The sequence below is a fragment of the Thermophilibacter provencensis genome (assembly GCF_900128445.1).
Taxonomy (GTDB): Bacteria; Actinomycetota; Coriobacteriia; order Coriobacteriales; family Atopobiaceae; genus Thermophilibacter; species Thermophilibacter provencensis.
The window spans coordinates 364923-384343 of record NZ_LT671417.1; the positions used below are offsets into that span (position 1 = coordinate 364923).

Annotated in this window: 11 protein-coding genes; 5 read left to right on the forward strand and 6 right to left on the reverse strand. The window is 67.9% G+C overall.

Features of this window, described 5'->3' with window-relative positions; genetic code table 11:
• Positions 1-7 precede the first annotated feature (7 nt).
• Positions 8-2152 (reverse strand): DNA polymerase III subunit gamma/tau, encoded by a 2145-nt coding sequence (gene dnaX / locus BQ7391_RS01635; protein ID WP_075279014.1) that lies wholly within the window; start codon positions 2150-2152, stop codon positions 8-10.
• 220 nt (positions 2153-2372) lie between these two features.
• Complete coding sequence (locus BQ7391_RS01640; protein ID WP_075279015.1) at positions 2373-5249, reverse strand: glycoside hydrolase family 3 C-terminal domain-containing protein; 2877 nt, start codon at positions 5247-5249, stop codon at positions 2373-2375.
• A 172-nt stretch (positions 5250-5421) separates the two neighbouring features.
• Here BQ7391_RS01640 and BQ7391_RS01645 point away from each other — a divergent pair, with 172 nt between their 5' ends.
• Genes BQ7391_RS01645 through BQ7391_RS01655 form a run of 3 tightly spaced genes read left to right on the forward strand, consistent with a single transcriptional unit; the run spans position 5422 to position 8139 of the window.
• On the forward strand, positions 5422-6036 hold the full coding sequence (locus tag BQ7391_RS01645; RefSeq protein ID WP_075279016.1) for a TetR/AcrR family transcriptional regulator: 615 nt from the start codon (positions 5422-5424) through the stop codon (positions 6034-6036).
• A gap of 34 nt (positions 6037-6070) precedes the next feature.
• A complete protein-coding gene (locus BQ7391_RS01650) occupies positions 6071-6784 on the forward strand; it encodes a LytR/AlgR family response regulator transcription factor (RefSeq protein ID WP_075279017.1) in 714 nt (237 codons plus the stop codon).
• On the forward strand, positions 6784-8139 hold the full coding sequence (locus tag BQ7391_RS01655) for an ATP-binding protein (protein ID WP_075279018.1): 1356 nt from the start codon (positions 6784-6786) through the stop codon (positions 8137-8139). The genes BQ7391_RS01650 and BQ7391_RS01655 overlap by 1 nt, the downstream gene beginning before the upstream one ends.
• A gap of 154 nt (positions 8140-8293) precedes the next feature.
• On the opposite strand, the gene BQ7391_RS01660 is transcribed toward BQ7391_RS01655, so the two are convergent.
• Positions 8294-11377, reverse strand: a complete 3084-nt coding sequence (locus BQ7391_RS01660; protein ID WP_200799561.1) for a glycoside hydrolase family 3 N-terminal domain-containing protein — start codon at positions 11375-11377, stop codon at positions 8294-8296.
• A 182-nt stretch (positions 11378-11559) separates the two neighbouring features.
• Here BQ7391_RS01660 and BQ7391_RS01665 point away from each other — a divergent pair, with 182 nt between their 5' ends.
• Together BQ7391_RS01665 and BQ7391_RS01670 are read left to right on the forward strand one after the other, a co-directional pair.
• On the forward strand, positions 11560-12270 hold the full coding sequence (locus tag BQ7391_RS01665) for a LytR/AlgR family response regulator transcription factor (RefSeq protein WP_075279019.1): 711 nt from the start codon (positions 11560-11562) through the stop codon (positions 12268-12270).
• Entirely contained in the window at positions 12270-13679 is a 1410-nt protein-coding gene (locus BQ7391_RS01670; protein WP_075279020.1) for an ATP-binding protein, read from the forward strand. The genes BQ7391_RS01665 and BQ7391_RS01670 overlap by 1 nt, the downstream gene beginning before the upstream one ends.
• A 209-nt stretch (positions 13680-13888) precedes the next feature.
• Here the strand turns inward: BQ7391_RS01670 and BQ7391_RS01675 are convergent, their stop codons facing one another.
• The 3 genes from BQ7391_RS01675 to BQ7391_RS01685 form a co-directional block, all read right to left on the reverse strand.
• Complete coding sequence (locus BQ7391_RS01675; protein ID WP_075279021.1) at positions 13889-15646, reverse strand: PH domain-containing protein; 1758 nt, start codon at positions 15644-15646, stop codon at positions 13889-13891.
• Between the two features lie 60 nt (positions 15647-15706).
• Positions 15707-16186 (reverse strand): PH domain-containing protein, encoded by a 480-nt coding sequence (locus BQ7391_RS01680; RefSeq protein WP_075279022.1) that lies wholly within the window; start codon positions 16184-16186, stop codon positions 15707-15709.
• Positions 16187-16324: 138 nt separating this feature from the next.
• Positions 16325-19357 carry a glycoside hydrolase family 3 protein gene (locus BQ7391_RS01685; RefSeq protein WP_075279023.1) on the reverse strand — a complete coding sequence of 1011 codons (3033 nt, stop codon included), beginning with the start codon at positions 19355-19357 and terminating at the stop codon, positions 16325-16327.
• Positions 19358-19421 lie beyond the last annotated feature (64 nt).

Sequence of the window (19421 nt, forward strand, 5' to 3'; positions counted from 1 at the left end):
GCCGGGATCAGTCGTCGTCCTCGTCCCCGTCCTCCTCGGGCTCGGCCGTGAAGCCATCCCCCGAGACGGGGTCACCATCATAGGCGAGCTCGGCCGCGGCGTCCTCGTCGGAGGTCGTCACCGCCGGCTCCACGCTCACCTCGAGCGGCTGCCCGAACGCCTCCGCCAGCATGGAGGCGATGTCCGCGAACTCGGGCGTGAGCTCCGCGCCCCCGCCGACGGCCCCGACGTCGCCCGCGGGCGCCGAGGTCGGGGCGTCCCAGGGCATGGGGTAGTCCGGGGCGGCGGTTTCCGGTGCCGGTGTCATAGGCTCGGGGGCCGGGGCGCTCGGAGCGGGAGACACCGGCGTCGGCGCTGGCGCAGGCTGCGGAGCAGGCTGAGGCCTGTGGCCCGGCACGGGTGCCGGGCGCTCAGAGCGGGAGATCGCCTGACTGGCGAGGCTCGACTCCACGTACACCACCTGGCGCGGGCCAAACGTGGCGGCAATCACCGGGTCCACGCTCTCGCGGACGTCCGCGCGCTCGAGCATCCTTGCCGCGAAGTGCGACCCCTTTGGCAGCGACACCATGAGCTTCTCGCCGTCGTCGGAAACCGCAGTAGAGGAGAGGAGCAGCGAGCCCTTGGCCGGCACCTGCGCCACGAGCTGGTCGACGACCTGCTTCCAGAGCCGCTGGAGGTTGCCGTTCGTGACGCCCCCGCCGCGAGCCGACCCGCCCCTTCCGCTCGCTCCACGCTCGGCTGGCGCCTCGCTCACTTCGTGAGTCGCGGCGGGAGGGGCGGGTCGGCTCGCGGCGGGGGCTGCCGGAACAGCAGGAGCCTCCGCAGGTCGGGAGGTCGTCGGCCGCTCGGGCGCCGGGGCGGCCACAGGCGCGCTGCTCCTCTCGGCGATCGGCTCCGGGACGGCTTCCGTCTGGGGTTGGGGGTGTGACGGCGCCGCGGGTTGAGGGGTGGCCGGGGCGGCGGATCGCGGATCGAGGTTCTTCTCGCCGTGCGGGGTGGCGAGGATCGCCACCTGGCGCTCGAGGTCGGCCACGCGCTCGGCCAGGGACTCAAGCGTGAGGTCTGAGTCTGGGCGGGCAATCCTCGTGAAGGCAATCTCCAGAACGAGCCGCTGGTTGGGGGCGGTACGCATCTCGCTTGACGCCTCGCCCAGGATGGTCAGAACCCGCGAGAGGCGGTCGGGCGCGCCAAACGCGGCGGCCTCGCCACGCAGGGAGTCCAGCTCCTCCCCGCGCGCTTCCACCACGTCGTCGGCGCTCGGCACCACCGAGACCACGTAGACGTCGCGGACGTGCGCGGCGAGCTCGCGCGTGAACTGCAGGAGGTCGCGCCCCGCCTCTGCGAGCGAGGCCACCTCGGAGAAGAGCACCGCCACGTCTCGGTGGGCCATCGCGCGGGACACCTGCCCCAGCACAGAGCCCGAGACCTCGCCGAGGAAGTCGGACGCGGCGGCGAGGCTGATCTCCCCCGCGCCGAAGACGGAGAGCTGCTCGAGCGTGGTGAGCGCGTCGCGCATGCCGCCGCGCGCATGGCGAACGATGAGCTCGAGCGCGCGCTCGTCATAGGCAAAGCCCTCCTGGCCGCAGACGAACGCCAGGTGCGCCTGCATCTCCTCGTTGCCGATGGCGTGGAAGTCAAAGCGCTGCACGCGGGAGAGGATGGTGGCCAGGATCTTCTGGGGGTCGGTGGTGCACATGATGAAGACCACGTGCTCGGGGGGCTCCTCGAGCGTCTTGAGCAGCGCGTTGAACGCCGCCGTGGTCAGCATGTGGACCTCGTCGATGATATAGACCTTGCAGCGCCCGCGCGTGGGGGCATAGCTCACGTGGGAGATGATCTCCTCGCGGACGTTGTCCACGCCCGTGCGGGACGCGGCGTCGAGCTCGATGACGTCAGGGTGCTCGCCGGACGCGATGAGCTGGCACTGCTCGCAGGTGCCGTCGGGCAGGGCCGCCGGGCCGCGCTCGCACATGAGGGCCTTGGCGAGGATGCGCGCCATCGTGGTCTTGCCGGTGCCGCGCGGGCCGCAGAAGAGGTACGCGTGGCTCGTGCGCCCCTCGAGCACGGCGCGCTTGAGGGTCTCGACCACATGGCCCTGGCCCACGACCTGCTCAAACGTCTGCGGACGGTACTTGGTGTACAGCGATTCCATGCGACCTCCGATGGCTGGATACTGACCTCCCAGTATACCCGGGCCGCCGGACGCCAGACCTCGCCCCACAGGTTCTTCTCGCCCCACGCCGTGGGCGTCAGGCGTGCAAAGGGGACAGGCACTTTTGCACGCCTGACGCCAGTGGCACGCGACCGAACGGGCCCGCAGCCCAGAGGGAAGGCTGCGGGCCCACTATCAGCAGCGACCGCGTCTGGAGGAGTTAGGCCGCAAGTCGCCTGCGGTAGCTGCGCAGCACGGCGACCTCACAGCCGACGAGCACCGCAGCGACCACGACATCCGCCACGATGGCGCCGATCTGCCACCCGGCCAGGCCCGTCTCGGCCGCACCGTCCTCGTACGCCCAGCTCGAGACCACCGTGTACATGATGTTCTTGCTCGCCTGGCGCATGTAGGCCACCGTAGAGGCATCGGTCACGTCAGCGGGCACGTTGGGGCCGCCGCCGTAGGTGGAGAGCATCGCGTCCACGCCGTTGGCGAGCGCCGCATCCGCGTTCATGAAGCCGTGGCCGTTGTTGCGGAAGAAGTCCGTGAGCGCCATGCCTCGGAAGCCCCACTCGTCGCGCAGGACGCCGTTCATGAGCTCGGAGTCCTCGCCCGCCCACCTGGTGCCGAGGAAGTTCCAGGACACCATGACGGCATTAGCGCCGGCATCCTTCACGGGAATCTCGAAGGCGCGCAGGTAGACCTCGCGCATGGCCTGCTCGTCGGCCCAGACGCAGACCATCTTGGCGTTGCCGTCGTAAAGGGCGAAGTGCTTGACGTAGGCGTAGACGCCCTTGGACTTGGCACCGCTCACGGCGTGGACTGCAATGAGGCCGGACATGGTGCCATCCTCGGAGTAGAACTCATAGTTGCGCGCGCCGAAGGCGGAGCGGTGGATGTTCACGCCGGGGGCGTACCAGCCCTCGATGCCCATCTCGCGGCACATCTGGCCCATTATCTCGCCGTAGCGATACTGCAAGTCAGGGCTCCACGTCGAGGCAAGCACCACGGGAATGGGCAGGCCGATGGAGCCCTCGCCGGTGAAGTTCTGGTTGATGGCGGTGGGGCCGTCGGCATCGATGGTCTGAACCTTGCCAACGGAGTCCACGGCGGGCGTCTGGTAGCCGGACATGGAGATGAGCTCCACCATCTCGTCCACGGTCATCTGGTCGAGGAGCTGGTCCCAGCGCGGATCGTCGTAGTCGGCGTCGCGCAGGTCGGCCAGGGTAAGGCCGTTCTTCTCGCCGGTCGCGGGCATCTCCGCCGTGGGGTCCAGGTACGTGGTGTAGTCAAAGTTTGAGTTGAGGTGATACTCGGCGCGCTGCTCGTCCGTCATCTCGGTGCTGGCGGCGGGGGCGCACGCCTCGTCGTAGTTCGCAAAGCCGCCCGCGCGGGAGAGGTACGTCACGTCGCCGGCAATGTCCTCGAAGCGCGCCTCGGCAGCGGTCGCGTCGTCTTCGCGCGGGTTGGACCCGTCGAAGGCCTCCGTCTCGGCAAGCGAGAAGGACCGGCTGTCCAGCACGTCATGGCTGTTCGCGCGGATGGAGACCTCGTACTCCCCCGCATCGAGCACGTAGCAGCCGCGGCCGTCCACGTCGAAGGACGCCATGTCCTCGACGTCAAGCTCGAAGCTGATCGTCTGGGAGTCGCCCGGCTCCAGAAGCTTGGTCTTCTCGTACGCGGCGAGGTTTGCGGCGGCCTTCTCGATGCCTCCGTCAATGTAGGGCGGGTTGTAGTAGACCTCGACCACGTCCTTGCCGGCCACGTCGCCGGTGTTGGTCACGGTAACGTCAAAGCGCACGGTGTCACCGTCGACCGTCAGGTCGCTCATGGACTGCTCGAAGGTGGTGTAGGAGAGGCCGTGGCCAAACGGGTACTGGACGGTGGTGTCGTAGTCAAAGTCCATGCGACCAGCCTGGGCCTCGGCGTAGGCCGTCTCATAGTACTTGTAGCCCACGTAGATGCTCTCCGCGTAGTTGATATAGGCCGGGTAGTACATCTGGGGCACGCCGTTGTTCATGCCCTCGACGCCCATGTCCTCCATGTTGGTGTAGTCGGCCTTGACGGCGTTGTTCCAGTAGGGTGTCTCGGTGATGTCGTAGACAAAGGTGTCGGGCGTGCGGCCGGAGGGGTTGACCTCGCCGGTAAGGATCCGCCCGAGCGCGTTGAAGCCGGTGTTGCCGGGACCGGCGGCCCAGATGACGGCACCAATCTGGTCGTAGTCCTCGACCCAGCCGAGCTCCATCGGGTTGGAGCCGTTGTAGACCACGATGACCTTGTCGAAGTTCTCGCAGACCATCTCGACCATGTTCTTCTCGGTCTGGGAGAGGCGCAGGAAGTGGTCGCCGGCCTCAAAGTCCGCATACTCGTCGGAGTTGTTGTCGTAGGGGACGGCCGTCATGTCGACAGGCATGTCGTTGTGGCCCTCGCCCGCCAGGCGGGAGATCACGATGACGGCGGTGTCGGAGTACGAGCGCGCGTTGGCGAGAAGATCGTCCGAGTACGCCTCGACGGTGGGCTGCGGCAGGTCCCAGCTCTGGGAGAGCTCGCTCACCTCGGGCACCGCGCCAAAGTCCGCGTAGAACTGGCTCAGCTCCTCGTTGTACTCGATTCCGGCATTGACGAGGCTGTCCTTGATGGAGACCTTCTCGTAGAGGTCATTGATGCCGCCGGAGCCCACACCGGAGTAGACGGGGTTCTCGGAGGCGTAGCCAAAGAGGTTGACCTTCGCGCCCGACGCCAGCGGCAGCGTGGCGCCATCGTTCTCAAGCAGGACAAACCCCTCGCCCGTAATCTCCTCGGTGAGGGCCTGGGCCTCCTCCGTGGTCTCCTCGGAGACCGTGAGCGCCGGGCTCGTTGCCAGGCCGATGAGCGTGGCCAGGGGGCCGAAGCACATCGCCGTCACCAACGCGGCAACCACGAGCACGCACGCGATGGCCGCCTGGGCGCGCACGAGGAACCTCTTGGGCTTGGGCTGCCTGCGCGCCACGACCATGGCCACCACCATCGCCACGAGGGCGACGCCGATGACCACGAGATATGGCACGCACAGAGCGAGGACCGCGTAGACGTCCTCAAGATCGATCTCTAGCATGACTGCTCTCCTCCGTTCTTCTCATAACGAGACTGCAATCCCTCTAGGAAGAGGCTACGTCTCCGTCGGAGGGCCCAGTCGGACACCTTTGCCGACGCCGTCCGTTTGTTGACGGATTTGCGGAAGGTGTCTCATCTCGGGGATGGCAGACTTGCCTCACGAGGGAGGGGCCATGGCAAAACAGGACGATCGTCGGGCGCGCTTCACGCGCGAGGCGCTCAAGGACGCCCTTCTTGGGCTGCTTGGCGAGAAGGGCTTCAACGACATAACCGTGGCAGAGCTCTGTCGCCGCGCCAACGTCACGCGTGCCACGTTCTACCGGCACTTCGGCGGAATCATGGACGTGGTTGACCTGCTCGTGGACGACGCCTTTGACGTGGCGAACAACGTGCGCGGCGAGAGCGCGGGCCTTGCGCTGCTCGAGCGGCTGGAGGCGGTGGCGGCGCTGAGAAGTCCTGACGAGCTGCGCGACCACGAGAGCCTGCTGCCCACCTGCCAGCGCTTGGCAAATGACGAGAAGTACCTGCCGATGCTCACGGACATGGCGCTCGCCGAGCACGTTATCCACCGCATCTACCTCATCGAGCACGACAGCTCGGTGCCCCTCTACATGCTCGCGGGAGGATTGCGCCGCGAGGAGGCGGAGCTGCTCTTCCAGCGCGACCTCTACGGAGCGTTCTACATGAACCGCGCGATGCACTGGAGGAAGGACGACCTCTGGTACCGCACGCAGCTGCACATCAGCCGCGGGATCCTCGGCTCGCTCGAAACCCTCCGCAACCGCTAGACTGAGGGCGTCAGCCGTGCGAGAGGGAGGTCGCATGTACCGCGCACTCATCGTGGAGGACGACCCGCAGGCAGCAGAGACGCTGCGCGCCCACCTCGAGCGCTATGCCGCCGAGCGCGGCACGTCCTTCTCGGTGGAGATCCTCCCGTCCGCACTCGAGTTCCTTGAGGGCACACGCCCCGCCGACGTCGTCTTCATGGACATCGGCCTTCCGGGCGTGAGCGGCATGGAGGCCGCCGAGGTCATGCGCCAGACCGACGAGCTGACGCCGCTGATCTTTGTGACCGACCTCGCCCAGTACGCGGTGCGCGGCTACCAGGTCGACGCGCTCGACTTCATGGTCAAGCCCGTGACCTACGAGGACTTTGCCCTGCGCATGGGCCGCGCGATGCGCGTCATGGATCGCAACGCGGGCGGGACGGTGAGCGTCGCCACGGACGAGGGCCTGCGCGTCATCGCCGAGAAGGACGTTGTCTACGTGGAGATCTTCCGTCATGACCTCTACTGGCACGTCACGGGCTCCGCACAGCCGCTCCACGCTCGCGGAACGCTCACGAGGGTCGCCGAAGAGCTCGGAGCCGAGCGGTTCTGCCGCGTCTCGGCAAGCCACCTCATCAACATGGGGCAGCTCGCCCTCATCCGCCCGGGGTCAATCGTCATGAGCGACGGGACCGAGATCGTCATATCCCGGCGTCGCCGACGTGAGGTCCTTGAGACGCTCACCCGCTACGTGGGCGGGAGCCTCTGATGGGCACGACGGCGCTGACCCTTGCCAGGCTCCCCTACGACTTCGTCAGCATCCTCGCCCTCTCGGCGAGAATGGCGGTGGGCATCGCGCTCTTCTCCTGGCAGCTGCCGCGGCGGGAGGGCTTTGCCCGGCGCGTCGCGGCCATATCGTGCCTCTGGCTGGCAGGCGCGGCGGCATTCGTGGCCGCCGGCCTCACCGTGCCCGACCCCGGGCCCGTTGGCTCAGCGTTTCTGCAGCTCACGCTCTTCTCGATGGTTCTTCTCGCCTGCACGGCGAGCGTGTATGCGCTCTTCGAGGCAAGCGTGTGGGTGGCGCTCTTCTGCTCCACGGCCGGCTATACCGTGCAGAACCTCGCCTCGGGAACCGGCGAGCTGGTCTTTGCGCTGCTCCCGCTTGTTGGCGTGGACCCGCGCGACCCCATGGTCGCCCTAGTCACGTGGGCGCTCACCGCCGTGGCGGTCTTTGTGCCGTGCCACCTGCTCGTGGGTCGCAAGATCAGCAGCGAGGGGCTCGCGCAGGTTGAGGACCGCTCGATGCTCGCCATGATGGCGGTGGTGTCCCTTGTGGTCATCGGGTTTGACCTCACAATCAAGCTGCTCTTTGAGCAGGGCCTCGGCCTGGGGTTCGTCGTGGTGCTGCGAGTCTTTCACGCGCTCGCATGCGTCTTCACGCTCTCCATGGAGTACGTTCTGCTCTACCGCCGCCACCTCGAACAGGACATGGCCGCCGCCGAGCACCTGCTTGCCGAGCGCGAGCGCCAGTACCGCATGAGCCGGGAGAACATCGAGGCCATCAATATCAAATGTCACGACATCAAGCATCAGATTCGCACGCTCGCCGAGAGCGGTCCCTCCGTCGACGCCGGTGTGCTCAGCGACATCGAGCGCGAGGTCAGCGTCTATGACTCGGCCGTGCAGACGGGGAACGAGGCCCTGGACACCATCCTCACCGAGAAGGGCCTCGTCTGCGAGCAGCGCGGGATAACGCTCACGTGCACGGCGGACGGCTCGGCGCTCGGGCGAATGGCGCCCGCGGACCTCTATGCGCTCTTTGGCAACGCGCTCGACAACGCCATCGAGGCGGCAGGCGCGATCGATGACCCGGCCCGACGCTCAATCACGCTCTCCGTGCGCGCCGTCGTGGGCGTGGCGACCGTGCACGTGGAGAACTACGTTGCCATCGCGCCGCGCTTCACGGCGGACGGCCTGCCCGAGACGACCAAGGGCGACCGCGCCAACCACGGCTTTGGCACCCGCTCCATGCGCGCCATCGCCGAGCGCTACGGCGGCACGCTCACCGTGGGCTGCGAGGACGGCGTGTTCCGCCTCGACGTGATGATCCCGCTAGTCGTGTAAGCCGCGCGAGGGCGTGCAAAGGGGACAGGCACTTTTGCACGCATGCCCGTGCAAAAGTGCCTGTCCCCTTTGCACGCCCCCTTCGCACGCCATGGGCGCCGGCCCGCAGTGCGGACCGGCGCCCAAAACCTGACAGTTGACCCTGTCACCTTTGTCAGGATTCGCGCTCGGCCTTACGCTTCACGTGGTTGCGCCATCCGGTGAAGCCAATGAGGGCGAGGCCCGCCACGGCCACAACGTTGACGCCGAGCATGAGCGCCTCGACCTTCTGCATGCCAGGCTTGTAGACGCTGCCGGGCATGGCGCCGTCCATGGCGTTGGAGTTGGCCACGGTATAGAGCAGGTGGTGGATCGCCTCGCGACCGTAGTGATACTGAGCCGCGTTATTCTCGTCGTACGTCCACCGACTCGTCTGGTCCTGATAGGTGAGCTTGGAGTCACCGCCGGCCTCGATCATCTGGTAGGCATCCATGAAGACGCCGGTGTTGGCGTTGTCTGTGATGATGAAGCCGTCAAAGCCCCACTCGTCGCGGACGAGCTCGGTAAGCAGGGCGTACGAGCCGCCCGTCCACGTGGCGCCAATGCGGTTGAAGCCGGTCATGACGCCCCGACAGGCGCGAACCTGCTTCGTGGCATTGGAGTAGGTTCCGTCGCCGTTGTCCTCGAGGTAGTTGAGGTCGACGTCGCCCACCTTCATGCACATCTCGAAGGGCTCGAGGTAGATCTCGCGGATGGACTGCTCGTTGGCCCAGGTGGCAATGGAGAACTGGCCCTCGCGGTCGCCGCGGTGGTTCTCCTGGTCGTTGAGGGCAAAGTGCTTGATCATGGCGTAGACGCCCTTGGAGGCGGCGCCCTTGACCTCGAGCGAGCCGATCACGCCGGAGAGGAACCCGTCCTCGGAGTAGTACTCGCCGTTGCGGCCGGTGAAGGGCGTGCGGTGGATGTTCATCGAGGGGGCGTACCAGCCGTTGGTCGTGCCCATCGCGGCGTCGTTGCCGATCATCTCGCCGTAGTCGAGGTAGATCTCCTGGTTCCAGGTCTGCGTCACGGTGACGGGCGTGCAGAAGGTGAGGCCGTTGCCGCCGTAGATGAGGCCGGAGGCGGTGTCGGCGTCGATGGCAAACGGCTTGCCCACGCTCTCCAGCGCCTCGGTGCCGTAGCCGCCGCGGGCGATGGTGAGGTCGTAGTCCTCGGGCGTCAGCTGGTCGAGCAGGTCGTCCCACAGGGGGTCGTCGTAGTCCTTGCCGCGCAGGTCGATCAGCGTGAGGCCGTTGTCCGCGCCATAGACCGGCTCGTCGGTGATGCTCGCCGGGTTCACGGGGTTACCGGACTCGGTGGAGTCGAGCTGGGCCACCAGCTCGTCGGACGCCTCCTTCACGTAGAGGAGCGAAGCCGGCTGGCCGTCAAGCTCGCCGTTGATCTCGTTGCCCCAGGTGGAGACGGTGCCCTCGAGCGGGGTGCCGTCGTGCGCGGGCCAGGTGCCCGTCCAGTCGGCGCGCGTGAGGTACGTGGCGTCGCCGGCGGCCTCCTCAAAGAGGTTCTCGACCTTCTCGCCTGTGTAGGAGTCGGCGGCGTAGGTCGTGGCGTCCACGTCCGCGTTGTCGGGCACGTAGGTGGCCGTCATCGCGGCGTTGCCCTCGGCGTCCATGCCGTCGGCCGTGGTGTAGCCCTTGGCGGCGAGCACGTTGTTCACCGCGTCGTGCGCTTCGCGCCCGGCGGTCACGTAGTAGGTGCCCGCGTCCAGGATGTAGGTCCCGGCGCCGTTGGCGTCGTAGGCCTTGAGCTGCTCCTCGCTGAAGGAGATCTCCACGGTCTGGGACTCGCCCGGCTCGAGGAGCCCGGTCTTGCCCAGGCCCACCAGCTCCACGGCGGCCTTCTCCACGCCGTTGGCGCGGTCGTAGTCCGTGTAGGGGCTCTGCGCGTAGAGCTCCACCACGTCCTTGCCGGCCACGTCGCCGGTATTGGTCACCGTCACGCGCGCGGTGCACGTGTCGCCGTCCCAGCTGGTCTGGAAGTCGGACCACTCGAAGGTGGTGTAGGAGAGGCCAAAGCCAAACGGGTGCGTGACCTCGTCCGCGTAGGAGAAGTCGCCGGCGTTGCCGGTCCCCATCACGACGTCCTCGTAGCGGGTCTCGTAGTACTTGTAGCCCACGTAGATGCCCTCGGCGTACGTGACGTAGTTGTACTTGGTGAGCTCGCCGCTCTCGTCCACGTACTGGTAGTCGCCAAAGTTCTGGGCGGCCGGGCTCTTGAGCGGCTCGCCGGAGAAGGTGTCCGCGGTGCGGGCGGACGGGTTGATGTCGCCCGCGAGGATACCCGCCAGCGAGTCCAGGCCATAGGTGCCCGTGGACGGCACAAAGAGCACGGACTTGATGTTGGGGAACTGCTCGAGGAAGTCGAGGTCCAGCGCAGACGCCGTGTTGACAATGAGCACGGTGTTGTCGAAGTTGTCGTTCAGGTACTGCAGGATCTCGAGCTCCGTGGAGTCCGGCTCCAGGTAGGTGCGCGCCTGGTCCTCGGGGTTGTCCGCGTGACGGTACATGGAGCGCGGCATGTCACGGCCCTCGCCGGCCACGCGGCGCAGCACGAAGACCGGCGTGGTGCCCTCGGCGCTAGCAAGCACGCCGGACTCCTCCATCACGGAGAGCGGGCACTCGTTGATGGAGAAGTCCTCGTCGTCGCCAAAGCTGATGGAGCCCGAGCCCATCGTGTAGGCGGCGCCCTCGCCCGAGGTGTAGAAGTCGAGCAGCTCCTCGTTCACCGTGAGGCCGTGGGCCGCAAAGGTGCTCAGGAAGGTGGAGTTGTCCACCTTGCCGCCGCCGGTGAGCTGGCTGACCATGCTCTGGCTGCTCGTGAGGTTCTTGACCGACTCGCTGAAGAAGCTGAGCGTGGTGCCCTCGGCCAGCGGCAGGCTCTCGCCCTCGTTCTGGAGGAGCACGTAGCCCTCCGCGGCAATCTGCTTGTCAAGCTCCCCGGCGGCCGCCTTGAGCTCGTCGACGCTGGCGTAGTCGGCCTTGTTGTAGTCGAGGTCAAGGCCGCTCGCATCAACGCCGCCGTTGTCCCACGACTGCTCGTAGCCAAGCATGGAGTCAACCATGCGGCTGAAGCCGCTGTAGAGCCCCGGGAGCACGAAGTTGTTCACCGCGAGCAACGCCACGAACACGACGGCCACCGCGACCTTGACGACGGACTTCACCACCCTTCCCACCTTGCGAGCGGTGCTGATCTGCTTTGCCACGTTCTTCTCCCTTCCCCTGGCGGGCGGCCGGCATGCCGCCCGCATCCTATCCTGACGCTCAGCTTACGTTCAGCCCCGCCCCGGAGGGGATGTGTGACAGAATCGGTCGCGGGGCATGACATATTCGGAGGGCGGCGGGTCATGACAAACGACCCGGTCACCTTTGTCAGGTTGGGGGACGCATGTACCGGATGCTCATCGTGGAGGACACGCCGGCCGAGGCCGACCTCCTGCGCGGCTACCTGCAGAGATACGCGGGCGAGAAGAACCTGTCCTTCTCGATAGACGCCCTGCCCTCCGCGCTCGAGCTCGTCAACTCCCGGCACGTGGCCGACCTCGTCTTCATGGACATCGACATGCCCGGCATCAACGGCATGGAGGCGGCGGAGATCCTGCGCGGCTACGACACCGAGACGCCGCTCGTCTTTGTGACGAACCTCGCCCAGTACGCCGTGCGGGGGTATGCCGTCGACGCCGTCGACTTTGTGGTCAAGCCCGTGGAGTACGGCGACTTTGCCATGCGCATGGACCGCGCGATGCGCGTGGTGGCGAGAAACGCGGCGCGCGCCCTGGCGCTGCCCACCGAGGACGGGGTGCGCGTGGTCTCACAGGGCGACGTCACGCACGTCGACCTCGTCAAGCACGATGTGCGCTACCACCTTGCCGACGGCACCGAGCTGCGCGAGCGCGGGAGCCTGCGCGCGGCGGAGCAGAGGCTCGACCCGCAGTCCTTCCTGCGCATATCCTCCGGCTGCCTCGTCAACATGGCGCGCGTGGAGCGCATCGGCCGCGAGTCCGTGACCGTGACGGGAGGCGTCGAGCTCTTCTACAGCCGCTCGCAGCGCAAGCGCGCCCTCGAGACGCTGGCCAACTACGTGGGGAGGAGCTTCTGATGGAGGCCCTGTCGGCCGGATCGGCCCTTGTGACGGCAGCGGCCTCGGCGCCGGGCGCGGCCGGGCCGGTCGAGCTTCTCGCCTACGCGCTCTCCTTCCTAGTGACGGTTGTGAGCCTGGGGGCCGGGATCGGCATGTTTGCCCTGCGCCTTGAGCGGCGCGACGGCTTCTGGGCGCGCACGGCGCTTCTCGCCGGCGTGCTCGTAGTGGGCGCCTCCGTGGCTGCGGTGCCGTCGCTCTCCGCGGTGCCCTCCCCGGGCGCGGAGCCCGTCGCTTATCCCGGTCAGCTGCTGGCCTTCTCGACGATCCTTGCCGCCGCGGTGGCCGTGGTGCTGTGGCTCTTCCACGCCACGCCCTGGACCGCGCTCTTCTGCTGCACGGCAGGCTACGTCCTGCAGAACTTTGCCTCCGGGCTTACCGAGCTCGTGTGGCTTGCCTGCGGCGTGGCCGAGACGGCCGACCCCACGCTGCGCGGGCACCTGGTCCGCTTTGCGCTCAACTCCGCCTGCATCGCCGTGGTCTACGTGCCGTTCTACCGCGTGTTTGCGCGCCACATCAACCGCGAGGGGCTCGAGGGCATCACAAACCGGCTGCTGCTCTTTGTGATGGTGGCGGTGATGCTGGGCGTCATCGGGTTTGACCTGGTAATCAAGGACCTCGCGGACGGCGGGCTCGCGCTGCCCTACGTGGCGGCGCTGCGGGGCTTCCACGGCCTCACCTGCGTGCTCACCTACGCGCTTGAGTACGAGCTCCTGGTGAGCCGCCGCCTCGAGGTAGAGCGCGCCGCAACGGAGCACGTGCTCGCCGAGCGCGAGCGCCAGTACGAGCGCAGCCGAGAGAACATCGAGGCCATCAACGTCAAGTGCCACGACATCCGCCACCAGATCCGCCAGCTCGCCGGGGGCGGCGCCGCGGTTGACCCCGCCATGCTCGGCGACATCGCGCGCGAGGTGGACGTCTACGACTCCACGGTCCGCACCGGCAACGAGGCGCTGGACACCATCCTCACCGAGAAGAGCCTCGCGTGCCGGCGCGCGGGTGTCACGCTCTCGTGCATCGCCGACGGCTCCGCGCTGGACTTCATGAGCGCCGCGGACATCTACGCCTTCTTTGGCAACGCGCTCGACAATGCAATCGAGGGGGTCGCGCGGCTTGGGGACCCGCAGCGCAGCAGCATCTCGCTCGTGGTGCGCCGCGTGGTCGGCGTGGTCTCCGTTCACGTTGAGAACCCCTGCCCCGACGACGTGACGATGCGCGACGGCCTGCCCGTCACCACCAAGGAGGACCGCGTGAGCCACGGCTTTGGCGTGCGCTCCATGCGCCTCACGGTGGAGCGCTACGGCGGCACGCTCACCGTCCTTGCCGAGGGCGGCCGCTTCCACGTGAACGCGATCTTCCCCGCGACCTGACAAGGGTGACAGGGGAAACTGTCATGAAAGTTCATGACAGTTTCCCCGTCACCCTTGTCAGGTCGCCCTTGCCAGGTCTCAGCGCGGTTTGGGGTGCTTAACCTTTTGGGGTCGTTGCGGGGCGTGGAGGCGTCATCTCCGCGCGCGCCGCGCAACGACCCCGGTTTTCTAACGCGCGGGCGCAGGCGGCCCGCAACGAGCCCAAAAGTCTAAGCAGCACGGTTCGGACGGAACCACGCGAGAAGCGCATCGGCAACGTCGGCGGGAAGGTCGCGCAGCCCGAGGCCATCGGTGCAGGAGGAGGCCGTCCGGACCCTGAGGCTCGCCACGCCCGCGCGCCGCTGGAACGGGTTGGCCGAGAGGGAGAGATGCTGCAGGTGGGCGCGCGGCACCACGACGCTGCGCCGCGTGAGGCCGCCGGAGATGAGCACGAGCGCGCGGGCGGCATGGCCGTAGCGCGCGGAGCGCCAGGCGAGAAGGGCGTCGGCCACCAGCCCCGCGAGCAGCACGACGCTCAGGATGGCCGCCGCCACGACGAGCGGCGACATGAGCCACGCCGCATGCTCGGCAAGGCCCGAGAGCCCGAAGAGCCACAGCCCGAGCCCCGCCAGCCCGGCGGCGAACGGCCACCAGATCACGGCGCGCGTCACCGCCCGCCGCAGGGCCACGCTACCAAGGCGCCCCAGCTCAACGCTGCCGAGCATGCCCGCGTAGCCCGGCAGCACCTCGGCGAGAAACCCGTCGAGCTCGCTCATGCGCAGAAACGGGTGGATGACGACCTCACCCGCAGGCTCGCCGCCCTCCTCGCCAACGCCGGCCACCACGACGGCGCGAACCTCCGCATAGCCGATGAGCTGGCGAATGACCCCCTGCCGAACACTCACGTACTGGACGCGCTCCGTCACCAGGGTGCGCGACGAGCGCGACAGCAGCCCGTGCTCCACGACCACGCGGTCGGCATAGCGCTCCACACGATAGCCCGCGTAGCGCACGAGGTTGAGCACAAAGGACACGGCCGCCCCCAGCAGGAGCGCGACGGCGAGAAACGCCAGCACCACGGGCACGATCACCGGCGCGATGCCGGCCACGAGCTCCTCGCCTCTGCCCACGATGTCGAGCATGCCCCACTCGATCAGCTGGTTTGCCCCGTTGGCCAGGAGAATCACAAGCGCGAGGGCCTGGCTGCCGGCGCTCATCTGCGAAGCCGCGGCGAGCATCAGGGCACGGCCCTCGAGCGTGAAGACAGCAAGCGGGCGCTCCTCGGGGCCGGGCGCGGAGACGTCCCCCGGCGCATCGACAGCATCCCGCTCGCCCGGCCGCCCCTCGGCGGCGCGCTTGCGGCGGAAGAGCTCCGCGCGCAGCGCCTCGGCCTCGCCCGCGCGAAGGCCGCGCAGCTTGGAGGCGTCATCCTCGGCCGCCGCGGCGCCCGTGTCCAGATTCAGCGTCATGAGGCCGAGCAGGCGCTCGAGCAGCTCCGAGCTCATGGTCACGGTGTGGATGTGCTCATAGGGCACGGTGAGCTGGCGGCGGTTGACAAGACCCCAGCGCACGACGAGCCCATCGGGGGTGAGCTCCCACGTCCGCGAGCGCCAGATGGCGTAGCAAAGCCCGAGGCATGCCGCGAAGATGAGCGCGGCCGCGATGACCGTCTGCACGAGCGCGGCCGCGTCGCCGGAGAGAATGCTGCCCATTCGCGCCGCGGCGAGAAGCGCCACGAGGCCCGATGCCGCCTTGATCGCCTCCGTCAGCACGGAGAGCGGGTTGGCGCGATGCGCCGCCGACGACAGGGCGGCGCCGTCGGCGTCCGCCTCGCGCTCAAAGAGCGAGCGCTCGGGAACGGCGAGGCGCTCGAGGTCCCGCTCGATCTGGCCGATGGACGCGGGGCCGCGCGGGGCGTCCGTCGCGCGTCTCGGGCTGCGCGGGCGTCTCGGGCTGCGCGGGCGTCTCGGGCTGCGCGCTCTTCTCAAACTGCGCGCCCTTCTCGAGCCGCGCGTTCTTCTCGGCCCTTCCGCCCTTCTCGCCGGCGCTCACACGTCCTCCTTGGCAAGGCGTGCGAGCTCGGCCACGCGGTCGCGCAGCCTGTTGGCATCGTCCTCTGCGAGGCCGGGAATCTCGAAGCTCTCCCCGGCGGTGGAGACGGTCACGCTGGCCAGGCCGTGCGCACGCAGGATGGGGCCCTGCTTGGTCTGCACGTGCTGGACGCGCACGAGCGGCACGAGCGTGCGCTTCTTGGTGAAGACGCCGCTGTAGAGGTCGACGTCGGTGGGCGTGACGTCGTAGCGCCAGGTGGCGTACTCGACGCGCGGCGAGACAAGCATGTCGCCCACGCAGATGGCCTCGATGACGCCCGCGACGAGGTAGACCCAGAAGACGTCACCGCCCAGGTGGCGCACGATGAGCCAGGCCACAACGGCCAAGGCCGCCACCGCCACAATGCCAACGAGGCTGGAGATGTACCACACCCGCAGCATGCGCGGGTCAAGCCGGTGCGAGGGCAGATCTGACATGCGGGTCCTTCCGACAGGGCGGCCACGGAGACATTCTCTCACGACCTGACAGGGACAAGGGGCATCCTGACAAAGGTGTCGGGGCATACTGTCATGAGCCTTTCATGACAGTTTGCCCCGACACCTTTGTCAGGTTTGTCAGGAGCGCCCGCGGCGGCGAGCAAGGGCGCGGTGCACCCACGCGATTACACCCACGCCCGCCACGGCGTCGGCAATCGCAAGGGCGGTCCCCACGTAGTTGAAGCCCTGCGTCTTGACCGGCCGCTCGATGCCCGGCTCGCCCACGCTCGCCGCGGCCTCGTTATAGGCCAGGTTGGTGGCTCGGGCGTTGAGCCACGTGTAGAGCACGTTTTTGGTGGCGCGCCGCAGGTTGGTGAGGTAGCTCACGGCGCGAGGCTCCTCGGGCGTGCCCTCCGCGGCCAGAAGCTCGTCCTGCGTGAAGCCGTATGCAAAGGCACCGTTGCGGAAGACGCCGTCCATGTAGAGGTCGCCGCCGGCACGCAGCATCTCGTCCGCGTTCATGTACGTCTGATGGTCGGCGTAGTCCGTGATGACGGCGCCCTCGAAGCCCCACTCGCCGCGCAGCACGCTCGTGAGGAGGGCGCGGCTGCCGCCCGCCCACGTGGCGCCGATGCGGTTGTACGAGGTCATGAGGCCCGTCGTCCCGCGCTCGACGGCACGCTGGAACGGCGCGAGGTAGATTTCGCGCAGTGCCTGCTCCGTGAGCCACGTATAGAGCGAGTCTCGGTAGGAGTCCTGGTTGTTGACGGCAAAGTGCTTGAGGAAGGCATACGTGCCCGCATCGCGCGCACCCGCGACCACCTCGGCGGCCATGGTGCCGCACAGCAGCGGGTCCTCGGCGTAGTACTCATAGTTGCGGCCGCCCACGGGCGTGCGGTGAACGTTGGCGCATGGAGCGTACCAGCCGTCCACGCCGATCATCGCGCACTCCAGACCCACTTGCGCGCCGTACTCGCGCACAAGCCCGGCGTTCCACGTCTGCGCGAGCACCGTCGGGCCGGGGTAGCCCACGCCATAGCTCAGCTGGTTGAACGAGCCCACCTGCGCAGGGCCGTCCACCTCCTTGGTGCGCGGCTTGCCGATCCCGTCGATGCTCCCCGTCGCCAGGTACCCGTGGAGCACGAGCCGCTCCATGTCTGCCAATGAGACGTGGTCGAGCAGGAGCTCCCAGCGCGGGTCGTCATAGTCCAGGCCCAGCTCGCGCCCCATCTGCGTGAGCTCGCCGTCTTCCGTGAGCTGCCAGTAGTCGCCCGCGGCCGAGGCGAGCGGCTGGTCGAGCGGCGTGGCGAGCTCGCTTTCGTAGCGACGCGCGTCCGCCTCCACGCGGTCCTCGCCGTAGAGGTTGAGGGCCATGACGTTGTCCGTCATGGCGCGGTTCGCGCTCCCCTGGCGCGGAAACGTCCCCGCGAAGTCCGCGCGCGTGAGGTAGGTGATGCCGGCGTCGGAGTCCGAGCCGTCAATGGAGACGCCGTCCTCGGCGGACTCGCCGGTGAAGCGGTTGGTCACGGTGGCGCCCGTCTGGAGGTCGCGCTCGCAGAGCACGTCGGAGGGAAGGTAGTAGGTCGTCCGCGCGTAGTCGCAGTCCGCAAGCTCGTGCGCGTTGCGCTTGAGCTCGACCACATACTCCCCCTGCTCGAGCTCGTAGCCCGCGAAGCCGTTGCCGTTGGCGTCGTAGCAGTCGTAAGAGGCGACGTCGTCGAGGGCGAAGGAGAGCGTCACGTCCTGGCTCTCCCCCGGCTGCAAAAGGCGCGTCTTGACAAAGGCCACGAGCACCGTCGAGGCCTTCTCGACGCCGCCGGGCTCGTACGGGGGCGTGCAGTAGAGCTGTACCACGTCGCGCCCGGCAACCTCCCCGGTGTTGGTGACGCGCACGGTGACGGAGACGTTCGTCTCGCGGCCTACGCGCATGCCCTGGCCGGGCGTCCGCGCCGTGACCTGCCACGAGAAGGACGTGTAGCTGAGACCGTAGCCAAACGGGTACTGGACCACGGCATCGTAGCCCGTGCCGTGCTCGTTCTCCACGCCGTCCCAGAAGCCCTCGGCGTCAGCCGTCTCGTACCAGCGGTATCCCACGTAGATGCCCTCGACGTAGTCCACGAAGCGCACGCCGTCGTAGGTCTCGGTCACGCCCACGTTGGCGTTGAGCGTGCCGTCGGCCGGGTAGAGCCCCGTGCCGTTGGTATATGTCCCCTCGCCCATGGCGCCCGAGTTGGCCCAGCTTGCGGCCGTCTCGAAGGCGTAGGCATAGGTGTCCACCGTGCGGCCGGAGGGATTGACGTCACCCCAGAGGGCGCCGACCACGGCCCGCGCGCCCACCTCGCCCGTGGTTCCCACGATGAGGGCGGCGTCTATCCCCGGGATGGTCTCGAGCTCGCCGAGCTCCATCGTGTTGGTGGAGTTGATCAGCACAACCACGCGCTCATAGGTCGCGCCCACATAGCGCAGCAGGTCCTCCTCCTCGCGCGAGAGCTCGAGGTAGCCGCGCGTGACGTCGACGTCCACCTCGCCGTCGCGGCCGCTCACCTTATACTGAGCGCTCGGGCAGTCGATGGACTCCCCGGAGACGCGGCCGATAACCACGATCGCCGTGTCCGAGTACTTCTCCGCAGCGGTGAGAAGGTCCTCGGAGTAGCACGTCCTGTCTCGGACGCTCGGCTCGTAGAGGCGGCAGAACTCGGTGTCGTGACTGTTGAGGGCGCCCGCGGAGCGATAGGCGCGCTCGCCGTGGAAGCCGCGGTACATGTCTGTGAGCTGCGTGTTGTACGCAACGCCCCGCTCCTCGAGCGCGTCGAGAAGCCCCATCGTCTCACCGGCCACCTGGCCGGAGCCAGAACCGCTCGCCACCCACTGCGTGGACGCCCAGCCAAAGACGTTGACCTGCGTCACGTCTGCGGGAAGGGGCAGCGCCCCATCCTCGTTGCGCAGCAAGACGATGCCCTCGGCCTCCACGCGCTCTGCGAGCGCGCGGCCCTTCTCCATCGTTGCATCGCGCTCCTCGGGCTCGACGTTCACAACGTCAGTGCCCAAGAAGGAGTCGACCGTGTCACCAAGAAGCGCCATGGCCACGTTGGCCGCCACGAGCGCGCCGACCGCCATCACGGCGCCCGCGCACGCGACCACCCTCACGACCCTGCGACCCCTCTTGCCCACGCGCCCTCCTCAGATCGACGAGCCTCGCGGCTCCCGTCCTATTCTAACGACCCTCCACGACACG